24 protein-coding genes are annotated in these 17,876 nt (G+C 54.6%); 9 read left to right on the top strand and 15 right to left on the bottom strand.

Features of this window, described 5'->3' with window-relative positions; all coding sequences use genetic code 11:
• Positions 1-83: 83 nt before the first annotated feature.
• From VGA14_RS05210 to VGA14_RS05200, 3 genes are read left to right on the top strand one after another with little or no spacing between them, the layout of a single operon-like run.
• Entirely contained in the window at positions 84-2,210 is a 2,127-nt protein-coding gene (locus tag VGA14_RS05210; RefSeq protein ID WP_331002693.1) for a hydantoinase/oxoprolinase family protein, read from the top strand.
• Positions 2,203-2,832 (top strand): L-threonylcarbamoyladenylate synthase, encoded by a 630-nt coding sequence (locus VGA14_RS05205; RefSeq protein WP_331002692.1) that lies wholly within the window; start codon positions 2,203-2,205, stop codon positions 2,830-2,832. Before VGA14_RS05210 ends, VGA14_RS05205 begins: the two co-directional genes overlap by 8 nt.
• Entirely contained in the window at positions 2,819-3,343 is a 525-nt protein-coding gene (locus tag VGA14_RS05200) for a THUMP domain-containing protein (protein ID WP_331002691.1), read from the top strand. Before VGA14_RS05205 ends, VGA14_RS05200 begins: the two co-directional genes overlap by 14 nt.
• Here VGA14_RS05200 and cgi121 read toward each other — a convergent pair.
• The 4 genes from cgi121 to VGA14_RS05180 are packed head-to-tail and all read right to left on the bottom strand — an operon-like array spanning position 3,340 to position 5,129.
• On the bottom strand, positions 3,340-3,852 hold the full coding sequence (cgi121, locus tag VGA14_RS05195; protein WP_331002690.1) for a KEOPS complex subunit Cgi121: 513 nt from the start codon (positions 3,850-3,852) through the stop codon (positions 3,340-3,342). The genes VGA14_RS05200 and cgi121 overlap by 4 nt on opposite strands.
• Positions 3,845-4,099: a MoaD/ThiS family protein gene (locus tag VGA14_RS05190; RefSeq protein ID WP_331002689.1), complete on the bottom strand. Its 255-nt coding sequence runs from the start codon at positions 4,097-4,099 to the stop codon at positions 3,845-3,847. The genes cgi121 and VGA14_RS05190 overlap by 8 nt, the downstream gene beginning before the upstream one ends.
• A complete protein-coding gene (locus tag VGA14_RS05185; RefSeq protein ID WP_331002688.1) occupies positions 4,096-4,332 on the bottom strand; it encodes a hypothetical protein in 237 nt (78 codons plus the stop codon). Before VGA14_RS05185 ends, VGA14_RS05190 begins: the two co-directional genes overlap by 4 nt.
• A gap of 29 nt (positions 4,333-4,361) precedes the next feature.
• Positions 4,362-5,129, bottom strand: coding sequence for a TatD family hydrolase (locus VGA14_RS05180; RefSeq protein WP_331002687.1), 768 nt, complete (start codon positions 5,127-5,129; stop codon positions 4,362-4,364).
• Between the two features lie 60 nt (positions 5,130-5,189).
• Here VGA14_RS05180 and VGA14_RS05175 point away from each other — a divergent pair, with 60 nt between their 5' ends.
• Both VGA14_RS05175 and VGA14_RS05170 read left to right on the top strand, forming a co-directional pair.
• Positions 5,190-5,417, top strand: a complete 228-nt coding sequence (locus VGA14_RS05175; RefSeq protein WP_331002686.1) for a histone family protein — start codon at positions 5,190-5,192, stop codon at positions 5,415-5,417.
• Between the two features lie 402 nt (positions 5,418-5,819).
• On the top strand, positions 5,820-6,728 hold the full coding sequence (locus VGA14_RS05170; RefSeq protein WP_331002685.1) for a Dam family site-specific DNA-(adenine-N6)-methyltransferase: 909 nt from the start codon (positions 5,820-5,822) through the stop codon (positions 6,726-6,728).
• Here VGA14_RS05170 and VGA14_RS05165 read toward each other — a convergent pair.
• Positions 6,664-7,824, bottom strand: a complete 1,161-nt coding sequence (locus VGA14_RS05165; protein WP_331002694.1) for a cation:proton antiporter — start codon at positions 7,822-7,824, stop codon at positions 6,664-6,666. The two genes, VGA14_RS05170 and VGA14_RS05165, sit on opposite strands and share 65 nt — an antisense overlap.
• Positions 7,825-7,968: 144 nt before the next feature.
• Here VGA14_RS05165 and VGA14_RS05160 point away from each other — a divergent pair, with 144 nt between their 5' ends.
• The gene (locus tag VGA14_RS05160) at positions 7,969-8,142 is read left to right on the top strand and encodes a hypothetical protein (protein WP_331002684.1); all 174 of its coding nucleotides are present in this window, start codon (positions 7,969-7,971) and stop codon (positions 8,140-8,142) included.
• 1 nt (position 8,143) lies between these two features.
• On the opposite strand, the gene VGA14_RS05155 is transcribed toward VGA14_RS05160, so the two are convergent.
• Positions 8,144-8,998, bottom strand: coding sequence for a DNA-3-methyladenine glycosylase 2 (locus tag VGA14_RS05155; RefSeq protein ID WP_331002683.1), 855 nt, complete (start codon positions 8,996-8,998; stop codon positions 8,144-8,146).
• Between the two features lie 81 nt (positions 8,999-9,079).
• Here VGA14_RS05155 and VGA14_RS05150 point away from each other — a divergent pair, with 81 nt between their 5' ends.
• A complete protein-coding gene (locus VGA14_RS05150) occupies positions 9,080-9,382 on the top strand; it encodes an AbrB/MazE/SpoVT family DNA-binding domain-containing protein (RefSeq protein ID WP_331002682.1) in 303 nt (100 codons plus the stop codon).
• Here VGA14_RS05150 and VGA14_RS05145 read toward each other — a convergent pair.
• A complete protein-coding gene (locus tag VGA14_RS05145; RefSeq protein WP_331002681.1) occupies positions 9,379-10,176 on the bottom strand; it encodes an alpha/beta hydrolase in 798 nt (265 codons plus the stop codon). The two genes, VGA14_RS05150 and VGA14_RS05145, sit on opposite strands and share 4 nt — an antisense overlap.
• A gap of 417 nt (positions 10,177-10,593) precedes the next feature.
• Between VGA14_RS05145 and VGA14_RS05140 the strand changes: the two genes are divergently transcribed.
• Complete coding sequence (locus tag VGA14_RS05140; protein WP_331002680.1) at positions 10,594-11,097, top strand: response regulator; 504 nt, start codon at positions 10,594-10,596, stop codon at positions 11,095-11,097.
• Here VGA14_RS05140 and VGA14_RS05135 read toward each other — a convergent pair.
• Both VGA14_RS05135 and VGA14_RS05130 read right to left on the bottom strand, forming a co-directional pair.
• A complete protein-coding gene (locus VGA14_RS05135; protein WP_331002679.1) occupies positions 11,045-11,677 on the bottom strand; it encodes a hypothetical protein in 633 nt (210 codons plus the stop codon). The genes VGA14_RS05140 and VGA14_RS05135 overlap by 53 nt on opposite strands.
• Before the next feature lie 68 nt (positions 11,678-11,745).
• Complete coding sequence (locus VGA14_RS05130; RefSeq protein ID WP_331002678.1) at positions 11,746-11,952, bottom strand: hypothetical protein; 207 nt, start codon at positions 11,950-11,952, stop codon at positions 11,746-11,748.
• Positions 11,953-12,053: 101 nt separating this feature from the next.
• Here VGA14_RS05130 and VGA14_RS05125 point away from each other — a divergent pair, with 101 nt between their 5' ends.
• Positions 12,054-12,416, top strand: coding sequence for a hypothetical protein (locus VGA14_RS05125; protein WP_331002677.1), 363 nt, complete (start codon positions 12,054-12,056; stop codon positions 12,414-12,416).
• Here VGA14_RS05125 and VGA14_RS05120 read toward each other — a convergent pair.
• From VGA14_RS05120 to VGA14_RS05095, 6 genes are read right to left on the bottom strand one after another with little or no spacing between them, the layout of a single operon-like run.
• Positions 12,413-12,871, bottom strand: a complete 459-nt coding sequence (locus VGA14_RS05120) for a cupredoxin domain-containing protein (protein WP_331002676.1) — start codon at positions 12,869-12,871, stop codon at positions 12,413-12,415. The genes VGA14_RS05125 and VGA14_RS05120 overlap by 4 nt on opposite strands.
• A 41-nt stretch (positions 12,872-12,912) precedes the next feature.
• The gene (locus VGA14_RS05115) at positions 12,913-14,496 is read right to left on the bottom strand and encodes a cytochrome b (RefSeq protein ID WP_414690226.1); all 1,584 of its coding nucleotides are present in this window, start codon (positions 14,494-14,496) and stop codon (positions 12,913-12,915) included.
• Positions 14,474-15,085 (bottom strand): twin-arginine translocation signal domain-containing protein, encoded by a 612-nt coding sequence (locus VGA14_RS05110; RefSeq protein WP_331002674.1) that lies wholly within the window; start codon positions 15,083-15,085, stop codon positions 14,474-14,476. Before VGA14_RS05110 ends, VGA14_RS05115 begins: the two co-directional genes overlap by 23 nt.
• A gap of 57 nt (positions 15,086-15,142) precedes the next feature.
• Positions 15,143-15,625 (bottom strand): pentapeptide repeat-containing protein, encoded by a 483-nt coding sequence (locus VGA14_RS05105; RefSeq protein WP_331002673.1) that lies wholly within the window; start codon positions 15,623-15,625, stop codon positions 15,143-15,145.
• A gap of 35 nt (positions 15,626-15,660) precedes the next feature.
• On the bottom strand, positions 15,661-16,722 hold the full coding sequence (gene dph5 / locus VGA14_RS05100) for a diphthine synthase (protein ID WP_331002672.1): 1,062 nt from the start codon (positions 16,720-16,722) through the stop codon (positions 15,661-15,663).
• A gap of 31 nt (positions 16,723-16,753) precedes the next feature.
• Positions 16,754-17,875: a M20/M25/M40 family metallo-hydrolase gene (locus VGA14_RS05095; RefSeq protein ID WP_331002671.1), complete on the bottom strand. Its 1,122-nt coding sequence runs from the start codon at positions 17,873-17,875 to the stop codon at positions 16,754-16,756.
• Between the last annotated feature and the right edge of the window lies 1 nt (position 17,876).

The raw sequence follows: 17,876 nt of genomic DNA, 5'->3' as shown, positions 1-17,876 counted from the left end.
TCAGTTTCACCCGAATTTTCACCAGTGTCCTCACACAGGGTTTAAATTACAAATCAGCAGCTAGTTAGGCTTGCCTAACATTTATGCAGGCTTTAAGAAGGATACGGGTTGGCATCGACGTAGGGGGGACGTTCACCAAGGCAGTCGCCATCGACATGGCCAGAGGCTCCATAATAGGGAAGGTGACAGTGCCTACCACCCACTCGTCGTCAGAGGGAGTATCTACAGGCATAGTGCAAGCCCTAAAGACACTAATGCAAAAGCACGCCATCCAGAACTCTGAAATTGAACTTATATCACACAGCACCACCCAGGCGGTCAACGCGCTTTTGGAAGGCGACACAGCGCGGGTGGGCATCGTCGGCATGGGAGTCGGCCTTGAAAAGTCAAACGTGATAAAGAGGACAAACGTCAGGAACGTGGAACTGGCGCCAAACAAGTACCTGCACACAAGCTACCGGTTCTTGGACACTTCCAAGTACCTTGACGACTCGCAGGTGGAGCAGGCAATATCTGGATTAAAGCAAGAGGGCGCGGAGGTCATCGTCGTGAGCGAGGCCTATGGCGTCGACGACCCTTCAAATGAGCTTTTTGTCATGCAAAAGTCCGACGTGCCTGCGACCGGCGGTCACGAGCTCACAGGCATCTACGGCCTCGAGATTAGGACTCTCACTGCGGCGATCAACGCAGGCATCCTGCCCAAGGCAATGGGCACGGCAAGGTTTGTCGAGTCTGCCGTGCGAAACGAAGGGATAAGCGCGCCGGTGCTCATCATGAAAGGCGACGGCGGCGTGACCAGCATGTCCACTTTTCGCAACAAGCCAATCATGACGGTACTGTCGGGGCCGGCGGCAAGCGTTGCAGGGGCGCTCCTGCACCTGCGCGTCATTGACGGCGTGTTTATCGAAGTGGGCGGGACATCAACTAACGTCTGCGTCATAAAGGATGGCAGGCCGGAAGTCCGCTACGTGACTATAATGCAGCACCCGACGTGCATCAGGTCGCTTGACGTCAGGGTCGCCGGCGTTGCGGGGGGATCGCTTGTCAGGTGGTCCGGGCGCAAGATAACCGACGTGGGGCCGCGGTCGGCGCACATCGCAGGACTGCCATATTCTTGCTTTGCCCAGCCAGAGGAGCTCGAGGGCGGGCAGGTAATCACCTTCAGCCCCAAGGAAGGCGACCCTATCGATTACGTCGCGATAGAGGCCGGCGGCAAGCGGTATGCGATAACAAATACGTGCGCGGCAAACGCGCTTGGGATCGTGCCGGAAGGCGACTATGCACGTGCAAACCAAGAATCCGCGAAAACAGCGCTTTCCATACTTGCAAACAGGCTCGGCACCACCATGGAGCAGGCAGCAGGCATGATCCTTGACATTTCCGCCAGGAAGGTGCTCGACATAGTCGAGCCGATGATAAAGGAGTACAACCTAAAGCGTGACCGCATCGTGTTTGTAGGTGGGGGCGGAGGCGCGGCGGTGCTAGTCCCCTACGTCGCAGAGAAGATGCAGTTGTCGCACAAGATAGCCGAGCACGCAGAAGTCATATCGTCCATCGGGGTCGCGGCGGCCATGATCCACGAAGAGGTTGAAAAGACGGTGAACGACCCGAGGCCGGAGGACATCTCGGAGCTTGCGGAAGAAGTGAAGAAGGCTGCGCTGGAGAGGGGCGCGCTGCCAGAGTCGATAACCATTCAGTCAGAGTTTGTCAGCGAGCGCTCGCTTTTGCGCGTTACTGCGATGGGCAACGTCTCACTTGACATCGGCACTGCAAACGCGCCGGAGATAGGCGACAGCGAGGCCCACGTGCTTGCCTGCGAACTGTTCGGCGTGAACGAGGGCGTGCAGCGCATATTTGACATGAAGAACTACCACATCTTTGCCTGCGAGATAAACAAGAAAAAGTTGTTCCTGAAATCAAAGAAGCAGCCGGTATTGGTCCTGGACAAGTACGGCAGGGTCAGGCTTTCTGTCGACAACGCTGCCATCTTCAACGGCTCGCCGGACAGCGTCGCTAACAGCGTCGACAGGGTCCTACGTAGCTACAGGGACTCGGGCAAGGACCTCGCCCCGCAGGTCCACATACTTGACGGCGTGAAACTGATGGACTTTTCAAGCCTGACGGCGCCGGAGCACGTTGCAAAGGCGGTGAGGGACGAGCTGAAAAGCGCGACGTCAAAAGACGTCGCGGCCATAGTCAGGCTTGATTGAATTGCAGACGCTTGATTGCACGGACACTGGAATTGCAGAGTGCACCCGGATAGTCACTAGCGGCGGCGTGGTGGTATTTCCGACCGACACTGTCTACGGTATAGGCTGCGACCCATACAGCGACCCGGCGGTCAGGCGGGTGTTTGCAATAAAGGGCAGGGAAGAGAAAAAGCCGCTACCCGTGCTAGTCGGAAGCATCAGCGACGCCGAGAGCATTGTCTCGCTTGGCCCAAATGGCAGGGCGCTTGCGGAGAGGTTCTGGCCGGGCGCGCTCACTATTGTGGCCCCGCTCAAAGATAGGAACATATCGCCGGGCGTCACCGCCGGGAAGAGCAATTTAGCTGTCAGGATGCCGGCAAACAGGTACATACTATCCGTGCTAAAAACCTGCAAGTACCTGGTAGGCACCAGCGCAAATGCGTCAGGAAAAGGCGCGCCAAGAGACGCACAGTCAGCTCTGCAGTCGCTTTCCGGCTTTGACGCGATCCTAGTCGACAAGGGCCCGCTTGGTGGCAGAGAATCCACTGTGGTCGACGTGTCCGGCCCCAGCCTAAGAATAGTCAGGGAAGGCGCAATAAGCGCGGGCGCAGTCAGGAAAGCGATGAGAGATGAACGACTTTAACCTCGTAGTGTCCTCGTCCCGGTTCAGGGAAGAGGACGCCTGTGACGAGATCCTGGACCTCCTGGACTCGTTTGGCGACCCGGCCGCAGAAGCCGAGATGACTGAGGTCAAGGGGATAATACTCGCAAAAACTGCACTTGACCCGTTAAAGGCCGTCGAAAGCCTGAAGAAACTTGCGGCTGACGAGCCCTGGGAGATCCGCTACGTCATGCGCGTCATGCCGGTCGAAAAGGTTGTTCCTGCAGAGCTGGAAGACATACAGGGCGCGGCGACAGACCTGGCGGCGCGCATCGGACCCGACGATTCGTTCCGCGTGACTGTAGAAAACAGGCACAATCCGCTTCACTCCATTGAGATAATAGAGTACATCGCAGGGGCAATCAAGCGCAAGGTCAACCTCACAAAGCCTGACTGGGTCATTTTGGTAGAAATTGTTGGCAAGCATGCGGGCGTGTCAGTCGTAAGGCAGGAACAGGTATTTAGCGCGGTCGTCGAAAAGCGCGGCGGCTAGCCCCGTACCAGAATCGCGGCGCGCTCGAGCAAGAAGTCAAGGCATTCGCCGTCGTGCATCTTTGTCGGCGGGATGCCGAGCATCTTTGCGAGCCGGGCCTTTTTGCCCCGTGTCGGTGACAGGACCGAGTCGTCCAGCTTGAACTCTTTCGCAAGGTGCTCACTAAATTTCTTGAGCGCTCCTGCGTCCTTTGAAAACGCGATGAAGCAGCCCGCGCGTCCCCTTTTCAGGCCAGCCCTCTTCAGCGCTTCAGATATCTGGTCGGTGCATGCAAGCCGGAGCAAGACTTCTGCCTCCGGCCTGTTTGCTATCATGACCTTTCGCTCAAGTGCCTCAATAGCGATGAAAAGCACGCCCATCGCATGGCCCTGCCCGTAGACGGCCTGCGCGTCGGCCGCCTGCACCATCACTCCGGGGTGCGCGGCGCGTATGCTGTCGATGAGTTTGCCCGGATCTTCCTTGAGCCTCTTAACGCCGGCCACCAGCAGCGACCATTTTGCGTCAGCCACCGTGCACCACCGTGACCACCGTCACCTCGTCGCCGCTTTTTGTGATGGTATCCGCGCCTGCAACCGCAGCCGAGTCCACGCCGTTTACCGCCACTATAAGGTTGCCGGGTTGCAACAGGCTGGGCTCGGACGAGATGCCCTGCAAGAACTTCAAAATTTCAAAAACGGTGGCGGCGTCGCGGTCAAGCTCAACTAGGGACCTGCCAACTGCCTTTTTGGCCCCACCAAGGAGCCTGATGGCTATCATTCTTCAGCGGTTTCTTGCGCCGACTCTTCTTCTGCCATTGCAGACGATGCCTTTTCCTGCGCGGCCTTTTTGCGCAGGTGCGAGGTGATGTAGCCTGCCAGCTCGTTTCTCAGGACCTTGGACTTGACCACGGCCACCTCTCTCAGGGCCTTCTTGTTAGAGTCAAACTCCACCCCGAACTTGTTCGGGTATTTTTCCAGAAGCTCGCCGGAAATGCGCTTTATGCGGTTCATTTGAACAGAACAGCCACGTGGCAGATAATTTATAACTGTTGTGAAAGGAATGCTTGCGTGTTTTCCTGCAAGGTACTAGCCGTTTCTGCGTAGGAGAGCCCGAGCACTCCTGACGCGGCCAGGACAACACTTGCAAGAAAAGAGCTTGGGAGCGCGGGCTTGTTCTCAAAGCAGTGTGAATAGCGCACCGGCCCGTCGGTTTCCACCAAAAACCTGTCGCGGCGTGTGTTTTTCAGGAGCACCTTCTTGTCGTCAGCATATACGAGGGTCGGCCCGTATGAGACGTAGAGCCCCATGTCCATCGACCTCGCAAGCTGTTTTTTGCTCCCTGCAAACCAGTGCAAGAGCGCGCCTCGCAGCCGGTATGAAGGCAGGATGTCAAGTATGTCGTCAAGGGCGCGCCGGGAGTGCATCGACACGGGCTTGCCCTCGGCTTCGGCAAGCGCAAGCATCGAGCGGAAGATCTGCTTTTGTCTTTCGTATGGCACGCCCCGCTCGGCCTCGTAAGTCCCGTCAAGCCCTATCTCACCGATGCCGTCGATGCTATTTGCATTGGACTTTACAAGGTCTGACAATTGTTGTACGCCTTCTCTGGCTGCAAACTCGGGGTGTATCCCCACAAACTGCTTGACGGTGTCCCGCGCCTCACCAAACAATTCGATGCTTTTCCTTGAAGTTTCCAGATCAACTGCGACAGAGCAGGCGACTATCTTCATCGCCCTGAGCGACGCGACTACGTGATCGATGTACCCGGAATATTCACTGTCGGTCAAGTGCACGTGTACGTCGTAAAGCAACTGCAATATCATGACCGGGAGCGAAAATAAACTTTTAACGGGCGGGCACAGAATCAGAGTATGTCTTCATCGGGTCCCGAGTTTGGCCTTGCCGCCATGTACCGCATAATGAAAAAGTCCGGCGCAGAGAGGGTGAGCGACGACGCCGCAGACGAGCTTCGAAAGGTGCTCGAGGAGGCGGCCGAGAGAATAGCCCGCCAAGCGGTTGAACTCTCCGTGCATGCGGGAAGAAAGACCGTCAAGCCTGAAGACATCCGCTTTGCGACAAAGAACGTGGTAAGGCCCTAGCCGAATTTTGCCAGGTCTTTCCGCAGCTTTTCTATAACAATCGAAGTGTCGTCGCTTCCTATTATCAACAGCGCTGTTCTTACTTGAGCAAGCGAGTAGCTGTCTCCTTGTTAAACACCATGCCGTGGTTCTGCAGATCGTTAACAATATACTGCCTGCCAGCGTCGCCAAATATCATGGGGGCCTTATCTAGCAGACCTTAAGTTCGTCGCTTAGAATCTGGATATCCTTGTCTCTTTCCGGCAAGTCTCAGGTGTTCTGGCATTGTAAGAGGAATGTGTATGATAGCGTTGGTTAACACAGGTCACGAGATATCACAAGTGATCAAACTTTGCATATGTGTAGCGACGTACAACTCGAGCCACACTCTTTTTTATAAGTGTGCCATTCCACCATCAAGTCGTGGGCAGCATTACTTGGCCTTTCTTGAAATGGGCAGGCGGGAAGCGCAGGCTAGCGCGACCCCTTGCAGCGCTGTGTCCTGAGCACATAGAAAGGTACGTCGAGCCTTTCCTTGGCAGCGGCGCGCTTTTCCTATACCTTGCGCAGACCAGACCGAGTTTTCCAGCAGCGCTTTCCGATTCTAACGCAGAGCTGGTAAACGTGTACAGGTGCGTCAGGGACAGCGCGGGCGAGCTGGCAGAGATACTCGAGGATCATGAGAGGAAGTACTACAAGAACCCCGAGAGACATTACTACCGCGTTAGGGACGACTACAAGGCGCAGGGAAGAATTGAAAGGGCGGCGCGGATGATATTTCTGAACAAGACCTGCTACAACGGGCTATACAGGGTGAACAGGTCCGGCAGGTTCAACGTGCCGCATGGCATGTACGTGCGCCCCGCGATATGTAACAGGCGCACGCTCGCTGCAGCGTCAGACATACTGAACAGGAGCGGCGTTTGGATAAGGAGCGCAGACTATACTCGTGCTACGGCCGCTTGCAGGGCGGGCGATCTAGTCTACTTGGACCCGCCATACCTGCCCCTCACAAAGACTGCAAACTTTACCGATTACACCACACAGAGTTTCGACTATGACGATCATGTCGCGCTTGCAAGGGAATTCCATAGGCTGGCAGACCTTGGCTGCACGGTTGTGCTTTCCAATTCCAACTCGGCCAGGATAAGGAACCTGTACGATGGTTTTGCGATCCAGACTGTGGGTATAAACAGATCGATAAACTGCAACGCAAGCAGACGCACAGGCCAGAGCGAGCTTGTAGTCACCAGCGCGCCGGCGCCGGTCATTCGTAGACTGCCACAGCGCGGGCGCCAAGCTTTACGAGCATCGGCCCCACGAACGTCGTGAGCGCGACTACCGTGCCGACTATTGGGAAGAGGAACGGGCTGACAACCCCCAGATCCTGACCAACTTTGAGAACTATGAATGAGAACTCGCCTAGCTGCGCCATCGAAAGGCCTATGCCCATCGCAAACGTCTTGTCAAACCCAAACAGCCTGACGCCGCCGTAGACCGCCCCTATCTTGCCAAATATCGTGACCACCGTTATCACCGCGATAGGGGCCCAGTATTCCGATATCGTGGAAAGGTCCATAAGCGCTCCAATCGTGACAAAGAATATGGCAACAAAGATCTCCCGTGTAGGCTGTATCAGGGTAGAGACTTGGTCCGAAAACCGTGTGCCTGCGATTATGACGCCGGCAAGGAACGCCCCTGTAGCCGCCGAAAAGCCAAGCGAGTACGAGAGAAACGCAAGCCCAAAGGCCGTGCCGAGCGCGAACATTATCGTTATCTCGTAACGTTCAAGCCTTGAAATGAGCGAAAAGAGCTTGGGCATGACAAGCACGCCGGCCACTATCGTTCCGCCGATAAAGAGCCCGATTTGCCCTATAGTTGCAAGTATCTGAGTGAATTCAAACGAACCGCTTATCACGCCAGAGTGCATGGCACTTATTATCACAACGGCAACTATGTCCTCTATGACGAGCACCCCTATCATGAGAAGCGACGACGTAGCCTCCATCTTGCCCATGTCCTCAAGCACCTTGACGATTATTGCAGTTGAGCTGATGGAAAGCGCGGCCGCGAGGAACATGGCGTCGTAAAAGTTCCATCCAAAGGCCGCGCCTACGCCAAAGCCGATGCCCAGCATCACCAACACTTCAATGACCGCGATGCCCGTCCCTATCCTGCCTATTGCGCGCAGCTGCTTCAGTGGGAACGCAAGCCCGACGCCAAAGAGCAAGAGTACGATTGCGATGTCTGAAAAGCTGTTGAGCATCTCTGTGCTATGGATGAGCTTGAAGGGGCCGAATGGGCCTATGAGTATGCCGGCGATAAGAAAGCCGAGGATCATCGGCTGCTTGAAGATGTACGCAAGCGCACCAACTCCGGAACATATGAGGAGCAGGTAGCCAAGGTCTCCTACCAGCTCTATACCCACTGTCAAGTTTGTTCTGCCATCAAAAATCATAAAATTGCTTTATAACGGCAAGTCAACAATACTTTTCAATTGACAAGCATTTTGTTGTCAAATGCACGAATCTTGCATCAAGATTATATACAACCCACCCATTTTCGTGATTGCTTGGAGCCAAAAAGGGAAGCAGAGATAATAAGTGAGATCCTGCTAAAGGCAGCAAGCGAGCCAGAATTCCGCAACTCACTGATACACAACCCCGCGAGCGTTCTCGAACAGTACAACGTCTCGCCTCAGGCAAAGACCATAATCGCAAAGAGCATCAGCGACCTGACGCAGTAAGCTACCACCTCTTGCCAGCTGCCTGCCGCATGTGGTAGTAGAGATACTGCTGCGCATAGCCGGCGTGCCTCCCAAAGTAGTGGCGTATTTCATTTGAGAGGTCCTCGTACTGGCGTGCGGTCAGTTTGTCGCTCATTTTTTTGCCGTAAAGCCACTCATAGTGGCCGGCAAGCGCCCTTGCTATCCACACGTCTATCGGGAATGCCTCCAGCTTCTCAAGCGAGAAGAGGAGCACGCAGTCGGCTATCTTGGGGCCCACGCCATAAACTTCCAAGAGCCGCGCCCGGGCCTCGTCATAGCTTGCTTTCTTGAGAGATTCCAAGTCTAGCCTGCCCCGCGCCATCTCTCTGGCAGCGGCCTTCATCGCCTTTACGCGGTAGCCCAAGCCTGAGGCCCCAAGGTCGGCCTCGCTCGCCCTGTCAAGCGCACCTGCTGAAGGGAATGTATAGAATCTGTGCCCGTCAATCTCGACTGGCGAGCCAAACCTCTTGCAAAGCGAGTGGAGCATCCTGCGTATCATGGGTATGTTGGTGTTGCTTGCGCACAGAAAGGAGAAAAGGCATTGTTCAGGGTCTTGCCTCATCAGCCGCAGGCCGGGATATCTCCCAAGCAACCCCTTCACTAGCGAGTCGCGAGATATCTCCTCGAATATCGCGCCGATGTCGTCCCCAAGACGGAACACCTCTTGCGCAGACACGCCCTGGGGAAACGACTCGAGCTTTAGCGGCTCTCCGGCTTTGAATCTGATTATCGAGCCGCCGTGTATTCCATACCATGCATCACCGATCTGCCCCCACAGAAACTCTTGGCCGCTGTTGATAGAAAGCTCGGCATTGAGGTGCTGGAGCAGCGTCACGTCATCTAGCCAGTTCCGGGTATTATTGAACTTGTCGCCGCTAAACGTTAAATAAATGACGGCCCCTCTCTGCTCTTGCATATGAGCTCTAGCAACAACCCCGCCGATCCGGTGGACGTGTTCAAGAAGGCCGTGGAGAAAGGGAGCGAAGCCCAGAAGGAGCTTGCCAAGCAGGTCTCATCGATACAGATGGACGCAATGCAGAACTACTTTGCCATGCTGAGGGGACTCAGCTTTTACAACGCCATGTTCAAGACCACCGTCCAGAGCGGCGGCAGGATCTCGATTCCTGAAGCAGAGAGGCAGGCGCTTGACATCGAGGACGGTGACCTGGTACAGGTCATAGTCATCCCGATAGAGCGCAAGAGGAAGAAAGAAGGCTAGGCCACCAGGTCCTTTCCTGCAAGGAACTTTATTACGACCCGGTTAAAGGTCATGGGCTTTTCCACGTAAGGCGTGTGTCCCGAGTCCTTGAGCACGACAAGCTCGCTTCCGGGAATTTCGCGGAATTCCTTCGAGTACTGGAGTGGTATCATCTTGTCCGAATCTCCCCACACTATGAGCGTTGGGTTGATGATCTCTGATAGCCTCCCCCTGAGAGGCGGGGCGAACTTTATCCCAAGAAGCGTGGACATGAACGCGTATTTGGCATTTGGAAGCCTCATCCTGTTGACAAAGTCGAGTACGATCTCTTCGGACACGGTCGACGGGTCGTGCGCCATGTCCCGGAAGGCCTTGAGCGCATTCTCGTACGTGGGGTAGAGCGCGGCCATGATGTAGCCGTCTAGAACCGGCGTAGAGGTCTTCATCATGCCTGCCGGAGCCGCCAGGACCAGCTTGCGGATGTTTCTGCCGCGCCTTATCGCGTACTCGGCGGCGATGTGGCCGCCAAACGACGACGCTATCATGTGCGGCCTCCTTGCGCCCACGTTTGTCAGGAACTTATCCAGGAAATCCACGAAAAGATCCACCGTGTATTCCACGTCGGGCTTGTCGCTGTAGCCAAAGCCGAGGATGTCAGGAACTATGACGCGAAAGTATCGCGATAGGGCAGGAGATACGCGGAACCAGCGCTCCGAAGACGCGCCCAGCCCGTGCAGAAGAATCAGGTCCTCTGCCCCTCTGCGCGGAGGGCCGTAGTCGAGGTACCTTACCATGTAATCGTCAACCTTGGTCATCCGCTGCGGCGTATCTTGTTCCTGCAACAGAACGTTTCGTTACTACTATCGAGCGTCAGTTAATATAGTTAGCCATCAGAAAAGCGCGGTAACAATGCACAAGAATCCAATCCCAGAACCCACAAGAGCGTGAAGGATCAGGGGAGGACTTTAAGCGATTCATCTAGGGTAGCCGAATTGACGCTGAAACGAAGTTATTTTTCCAGATAGAAAAAAGAAAGAGGAAGAGGATATAGGAAACCTTTAGCTAAGGAAAATAGAGGTAGGCACCCAAGTCAAGGTTAAGAGTTCAATATCCATTTTCAAATATTAATGTGAATAAAATACCCACTGTAATGCCAAGAATTGGTTATTTTACCAAGTAGGTACCCCAGGCTACATAATGCTCAAATAGACAATCTTGGTTCCATGAGATGAATGAGAGTCCTCGTAGCCGAAGACGACGTTGATGAAAACAATCTTTATCGCGTTGCCCTGAGAGCAAAAGGGCATATAGTTACGACTACGCGGAATGGAAAGGAATGCGTCAGAGTATACAAAGAGGAGATGGCAAAGACAGACCTCTATGAGGTTCCATTTGACGCGGTTGTATTGGATTATGCAATGCCCGAAATGGACGGGCTTGAGGCGGCAAAGGACATACTCGCACTAAAAAAGGACCAAAGGCTAATCATTGTAACTGCCTACGTTAGAGAAACGTTGAAAGCATCTGTTCAAGAGCTCAGGCAAGTCGTGTCCATTATTGAAAAACCTTTCGTGCCGGACCTGCTTACAAAAGTAGTTGAGGACGCCTCCACGTTAAGAGAGCTTGCAGAGATAAGCAAGATGCCAACAGTAAGGGGTAACAATACCCATACAGATGTCCAGATTACCCAACTGCATGCCGTTCTGAAGAGGAGACAAAAAATCGGACTGACTTGACTTGTGCATCGCCGTAGTCCAAGTGCAAACGCCCCTTGGCTAGTGCATTAGAATAGTTATGCGGTTGAAATGCTGCACGAGAGCGCGGTGTTATCAGGAGGGGCGAGAACGCGTAGATGCCCTTTTCCGACCAGTAGGCTATCCGGCGCTCCTCCTCCTTCCTGCGCCTCTGCTCAAGCAGCAGGCCTGCGATGTTGCGCGTGCGGTCGAGGTGGTTGAAGACAATCATGTAGGCCATCCTTTCAAGCAGGCTCCTGATTGCAGCGTATATCCTCCGCATCAGGTCATCGCGCACTTCGGATATTCCCTGCAGCTGCTCGATAGAAGTCTTGGAGTCGCTTCGTAAGTTGACCACAACGCGTTTTTTGCTCTGATCTTCGGCCATCCTCCATATGTTCCGCTGGTTGTCCGCAAGTGCAAAATAGATGGCAAGCATCTCCATGCGCTGCACGCCGTACCTGTCGTTCCTCACTGACGGCCTCAGCGCGCGAATTCTGCTTGCGTTTGTGGAATGGTTGTACCAGGCTATGTACCCCGAAGGCGATCCGTCGGCATCAATCGTGATGCTTGAGAGACGCAATCCGTGACTTGGTAAGGGACGCCCTCTTTAAGCCCTCACTGCTCACAAAAATTTTACCAGCCGTTCAATTATGTGAGACAACGTGCGTAGCGGGCATACTTTTTCATAAAGTACGTACCATTCTTGCGCACCACGTCCCTGAAAAGCTCGGGCTCGGCGCTGAATGCTGGCGTGTTTGAGGAATAGTGGCCGCAATGCCAGCATATCCGCTCGGTCCAGTGGCCGTCGCGGTATTCAAACAGCCTGCGGCTACATGCTGGGCAGGGGGCGAACATGAAGAGCTCTTGCGCGATAGCTTTTCTACCATGATGCTCAACGATTTTCAATAAACTGCTAGAATTAGTTTAAATCCCGCCCGTTGCGGTGTAAGACCGCATTGAGCGACGAGGTAAAAATATCACTACAGGAGCAGGAGGTTGCCGCAGGTCAGGAGCTCCACGGCACTGTGACGATAAACTACGCCGGCAGGTGGGACTCGGTTGTCATCAACTCGCAGATAGAGAATTCTAGCGACGTGTTTTCGTACAGCCTCCTCAACGGCAAAAAGATCAAGCACCCCTACGCCAGGCTCTCGATATTCAGGCACGAGCTGAAAGACAAGACAGTTGTCGAGTTTGTCTCGTCCACGAACTACGTGCCCGCAAGCGAATCCTCAAGCGTCAAATTCCGCGTGTCTCTGATACAGGAGCACAAGGAGATATTCTCTGACATTGCCTACACCAGGGTAGTAAAAGTCTAGGCAAAGTTCTCTATTACTTGAACCTTGCCGGTCATGTGCGGGTGAGGCACGCAATAGTAGTCGTATTCGCCAACTTTGGTAAACGTGAACTCAAAAGTTTGGCCGGGTAGAACCAATCCAATGGTGGCCATAGAATCAAACTTGCCGTTAACGGCGTCAGTGTAGTTATCGCTCGTCACAGAATGCGCGACGGTGTCATGATTTTCCCACACTATCCTGTTATTGATGCCAATGGTGGTGCGCAGATCTCTTGGATCAAAGAATTTAACGTTCGAATCAAGACTCGCACCCTCTACAATATTGACTTTTTCGAATTCTGGTGGATTTATGACCTCTTCAGGCAAGATGGGCTTGGCATTGACCTCCGGGACGTAGACATATTGATAATAACCGATGCTAACGCCCACTGCGATTACAAAAGCCACCATGCTGATGCCACCCGCGTTGTTGCCCATCCGACCACTCTGGTTGTATTTTCACATATAAAGTTTGAGAATCATGGTTTCTTGACATCAGGATTCTCTTGGGGTCCTGCAGCTGCAGATTTGGTTCCAGCCGGCGGGCTTGTGGTTTTTTGCGGCGGAAGCACTGCCGGCTTTTCCACGGGCTTTGCCGTTGCCTGACCTGATGGCGCTGCAAGCGGCTTTTCCTGCTCGGGCATCGCTGGAGCAAGTCTGGAAGCTGCCGGCGCTGCCTGTGGAGCTGGAGGCGTCGGCTTGGGTGGCGGCGCCTTTGCCTGGGTCTTTCCGTACCTGTACAGGTGGAACATGCCCGCAAAGACTAGCATCATTATGCCGACTACGAAGAGCGAATAGTTCTTCATGCCGTCCAGCATCGCATAGTAGGCAGAGATGTTGAGGTACACCTGGAAGCCAATTAGCACGATGAACAGCGCGTACAGCCATCTCTGCGATATCTCTATTGACTGCTTGCCCGCCTTCTTGGGCTGCGCCTTGGCGTTTGCCTCGGCATGCTTGGCCAGCTTTATCATCATGTACGTGAACCCGAACGAGAGCGGCACGAGCAGTATCATTACCAGATAGAAGAATATCGGGTCGATCACTAGGCGCTCGAGCAGCGGCTTGGCCCTGTCGGGGTCGATGTAGAACCCCCAATATGTCGTCACTATGATTTGCGCAAGGCTAGTGATGCCCACAGCCGTGATGATAGGCCGGTCCTTCCAGGAGAACTTTTTGTAGCGATCTACGAATGGTATCAGCAGCAATGCACCGATGAACAATCCAGGCCACGCCACGCCCGTTACGAATTTGTCGTACATGGTGCGCAGGAACGCGTACAGCCCGGTCAGGTACCACTCTGGCACGGTGATGCCTGGGGGCACCTCCGGTTCGAAGGGCAACCCTAGACCAACGGGGAATACGCCGCCTGTCAGTATCATTGCGCCTGACACGGCCATCACCATTGGAACGTCGAATACCAGAAAGCGCGGGAAGTGAACCACCATGAGCCCGAGCAACGCTATGGGTAGCATGAACACGTGGAAGGTGTAGAAGCGTAGAATAAAGTCGTGGAATCCGGCACCGAAGAACGCGTCGCGCATTTGCGGTCCCATTATAGGTATCGAGTTTGTCAGCGATGCCGCAATGGAGATGGCGAGCTCGGCGCGCTCGGAGAATATGATATCGTAGCCGGTGAACGCCTCGAGTATCGTAAGCACTCCAAGTATGATTCCCGTTACCCAGAGGATCTCGTTTCGTATCTTGTACCTCCCGCTAAAGTACTGGTAGTACATGTGCAGAAGCGCAAGCATGACCATCCCGTTAGAGGCGTGGTAGTGGATGTTGCGTATGTGGAACCCGTACGGAATTGTGTCATTGATGTTTTCGACGCTGGTCCACGCCCTGTCCAGTATGGGTTCGTACCAGAGCATAAGGAGCGCGCCTGTGATGCCGAGTATTATGAATACCACGAATGTGAGCATTCCGAGGAAGCCTAGCGGGCTTACGAATCTGCCGGGGAATGTGAACTTCATCCCCATGAATATAGTTCGCTCTACCCCGGCGTACATCCACCGGAAGAACCTTGTTAGGCTGTTTTCATATGTTAAGGAAACGCCCATATCCAACTACACCATTCCTATCGGGACTCCACACAGGAGGAAGTATCCACACCTTGCCTTGGCCATCCACCTCTACGTCGAGCTTTGGAAGCACGTTCGAAGGTGGGCCTTGCAATGATGCCGGGCCAGCAAAGGCCTTGCCCGTTAGCGGGTCGTACATGCTGCCGTGACAGGGACACTCTCCCCTCTTGCGGCCGTCCTGCGGGAAGTACTTCCACAGGCACCACAAATGCAAGCAGATCATGCTGTAAACGCGAAAAGCTGAAGCGTCGTTCTTCTGACCCCCAAGCTCCTCAGGAAGCCTGATGAACTGCCAGGTCCTGAACGGCTCCCTATTCTGAACAGGATCATCGCTCCTAGGATAAATGATAACCTCAGAATGGTTAACAGGAAAATCTCGAGTTGTGGCTTGGTTGCCGTCTGGGAGAATTGCAGGCTGCTTTTCGCTCTGTGCGCCGGCAGGGTTTGGAAGGAACTTTCCCCAATCAACAAATGGCGTAAACGTCACGACAGTACCCGCGGCCGCCATTAGTTTGAGAAAGTCACGCCGGGACACCTTTCCTCCCGCAGCTGGAGGGGTCTGCGCCATACAACCAAAACCTCTTTGAATTTCTTAATAAACGTTTGTCCAGATGTGCAGGCGTGCTTAGCGGTTGCCGGCCCAAGGCGTGCCTTCGAGCCGTGCGTACTTCAGGTGCGCGCCCGCGCTGTCCGTGCCTTCAACTGAAGCCCCTGTCAAGTTTGCCTCCACGAACACTGTCCGGGACATTTTCATTGAAGTCATGTTGGCCCCCTGCAGGTTTGCCCACATGAAGTTTGCACGCGTCGCGTCGGCTCCTGCGAGCTTGGCCTGCTTCATCTCTGCGTACATGAACAGCGTCTCCGTGCAGTTGGCCCGTTCGAAATTTGCGCCGTTCAGGTCAGCCTGCACAAAGTTTGCTCCTGAAAGGTTTGCGCCGGCAAAGTTGGCGTTTGGCGCGACCGCGCCGTTGAGGTGGGCGCCGGCAAGGTTCTTGCCTGCAAAGTTCCTGCCAGAAAAGTCAAGCTTGACTGTCAGGTTCTTCATCCTCCATTCGTTGAACCCGGCCACCTTGCCTTCCATAAGAAGACTTTCGCCCTGACTTGACACAACCTCTTCCACCGGCCAACCACATATATATAATTTCAGGGGTTCCAAGGGTTGATTCCCTTCTGGAATCGCAGCGCGTCGATGAGGCCTTCTGCGTACCCCATACTGAGGACTGCAAGCTCGTGCTTGCCCTGCAACAGGAACCGCTCGGCGTCGGCGATGTAAAGCTCGGCGTTGTCCAGTACCTCGAACATGCCCTTCTTATCGCCCTGCTCCAAGCGGAGGATGTTGTGCATCTGCTGCAGAGCCTCCTTTGCCTTTGGTGCGTAGCGCTCCACCATCTGTGATGAAATGCGCTTGATGGCTTTAGAATTGTCAGAAGGCGGGTCGAGGCTCATGGTGAGGGCTTCAAGCGCATCTTCTTCTGTAAAGTGCAGGGGCCCCGGTATTATGACAGAGTGTGGCCCTTCCCCAAAGCCGACGCCTGCAAGCGATTTTATCCTGCCTGACACGACGCTCTGGTCTTCTGCGCCCATCCGCGACGCGACTACCACAAAAGTTTCCTCTGATATTACATGGTGGCGCTGGTCACGCTCGACTTCAAGCAGCATCTTTACCGCGGCGCACGGGTCAAGGAAGAATGCACCCTTGTCCTCGTCGTGGCTATACTCCGTCAGGACAAGCGTGTGGCATCCGGCAAGCAAGTTGTCAAAGATAGTGTTGTAGACGCTTATTGCAGAGTTGGGCTCTGACATCATCGTCACGGTCCTGCCGAATTTGTACATGTGCAGTCCGCACTCGCCCATTATGGAGGCGATGCCGGACGCGGCATGGAGCACACTCGTCTTTATCGAGTTCTTGGCAGCCCTTGCGCGTAGCTCGCTGTGTGTGGTTGCAATAAGCGGGTCGCCGTAGGTTACAAGCGCAACTTGTTTCCCCCGTGCAGCGTCAAGTATCTCCCGGCCGTCTTCTACAAACCAGCGCTGCACCGGCACGGCCTTTTTGCCAGCGACGGCATCAAGCCCGGCAAGGTCGGTTTGGCCGAGCAGGCTTGTGAACCTCTCGACGTAGACGATATCGCACTTTTTCAGGACATCAACTGCGGCAAGGCTAAGGCCAAGGTGGCCGTTGATGCCAGTCCCCACGAACCAGAGCATTGGAGATGAAAAGCCAGCGACCTATATGATGTTACTTTTTGTTCTTGCGCATCTGGTGTATGCGCGACATGTGGAACAGCGCCCTGCTGAACACGTCGATGCTGGCGACATATTCTTCGATGTTCACGCGCTCGTTGGCGGTGTGCGAGGCATGTGGGTCTCCCGGGCCGTACGTGACTACAGGCACCTTGAACGCGTTGCCCAGCACGTTCATGTCGCCGGTGCCGGTCTTGCGCAAAAGCGTCGGCCTCTTCTTGCGCACGTCAAGCACGCCTAACGACAGCGCCCTGACAAGCGCGGATGAATGGTCTGCCTCAAAGGGCTCAGTATTATCCTCTATGCGGTACGTGGCTTTTACGCCTTTTTCTTTTGCAACCCGCGTTATTACGCCGTCGACAATGTCAAGCACATTCTGGCAGGTCGTTATCGTTGGAATGCGCATGTCGATCGTTATCCTGCACTTTTGCGGAGTGACGTTGTGGCTGGAGCCGCCGCTTATCTCTGTGAGGCTGCAGCTGATAGAGTTGGCCTTGTTCGGTGCGCTCCCAACGCGCTCTATCTCTGACTTTATCTCCTCCCAAAAGTCATACATCTCCTCTACTGAGTTGCGGGCAAGCCAAGGCGCGCTTGCGTGTGCGCTGTCGCCCACGTCGCACGTCAGCCTTAACGCAAGCCGGCCCTTGTACGCAATCGTGATGTTTTCTATGCCGGAAGGCTCGCCAAACATCGCATAGTCTACTGCAAGCTTGCTTTTCACTAGGTGCTTGACGCCGGTGGCGTTTCCCTCCTCGTCGACTACGCCGGCAAAGATGACCGTTCCGCTCTGCTTCGGGAACTGCGATGCGGCCAAGAGCATGGCGACGAGTGGGGCCTTGGCGTCAGATGCGCCCCGGCCGTACAGGTGGCCATCCTCGATGCGCACAGGCACCTGCCCCGGCACCGTGTCCATGTGGCCGCAGAGCAGTATTCGGGGCTCGCCCGTCCCCTTTGAAGCAATGACGTTGCCGACGCTGTCTATTGACACTTGCTCAAAGCCAAGCTCGTTCGTGCACTTGTCCTTCAGCAGGTTTGCTAGCGCAGCTTCAGACCTTGAAGGCGTGTAGAGTTCCAGCGCCTTCTGCAAAAGCTCGACGGCGTAGCTTGGCGATACCAAT

The sequence above is a fragment of the Nitrososphaera sp. genome, from assembly GCF_036397675.1.
Lineage (GTDB): Archaea > Thermoproteota > Nitrososphaeria > Nitrososphaerales > Nitrososphaeraceae > Nitrososphaera.
This window is presented reverse-complemented; position numbering and strand designations above follow the sequence as displayed.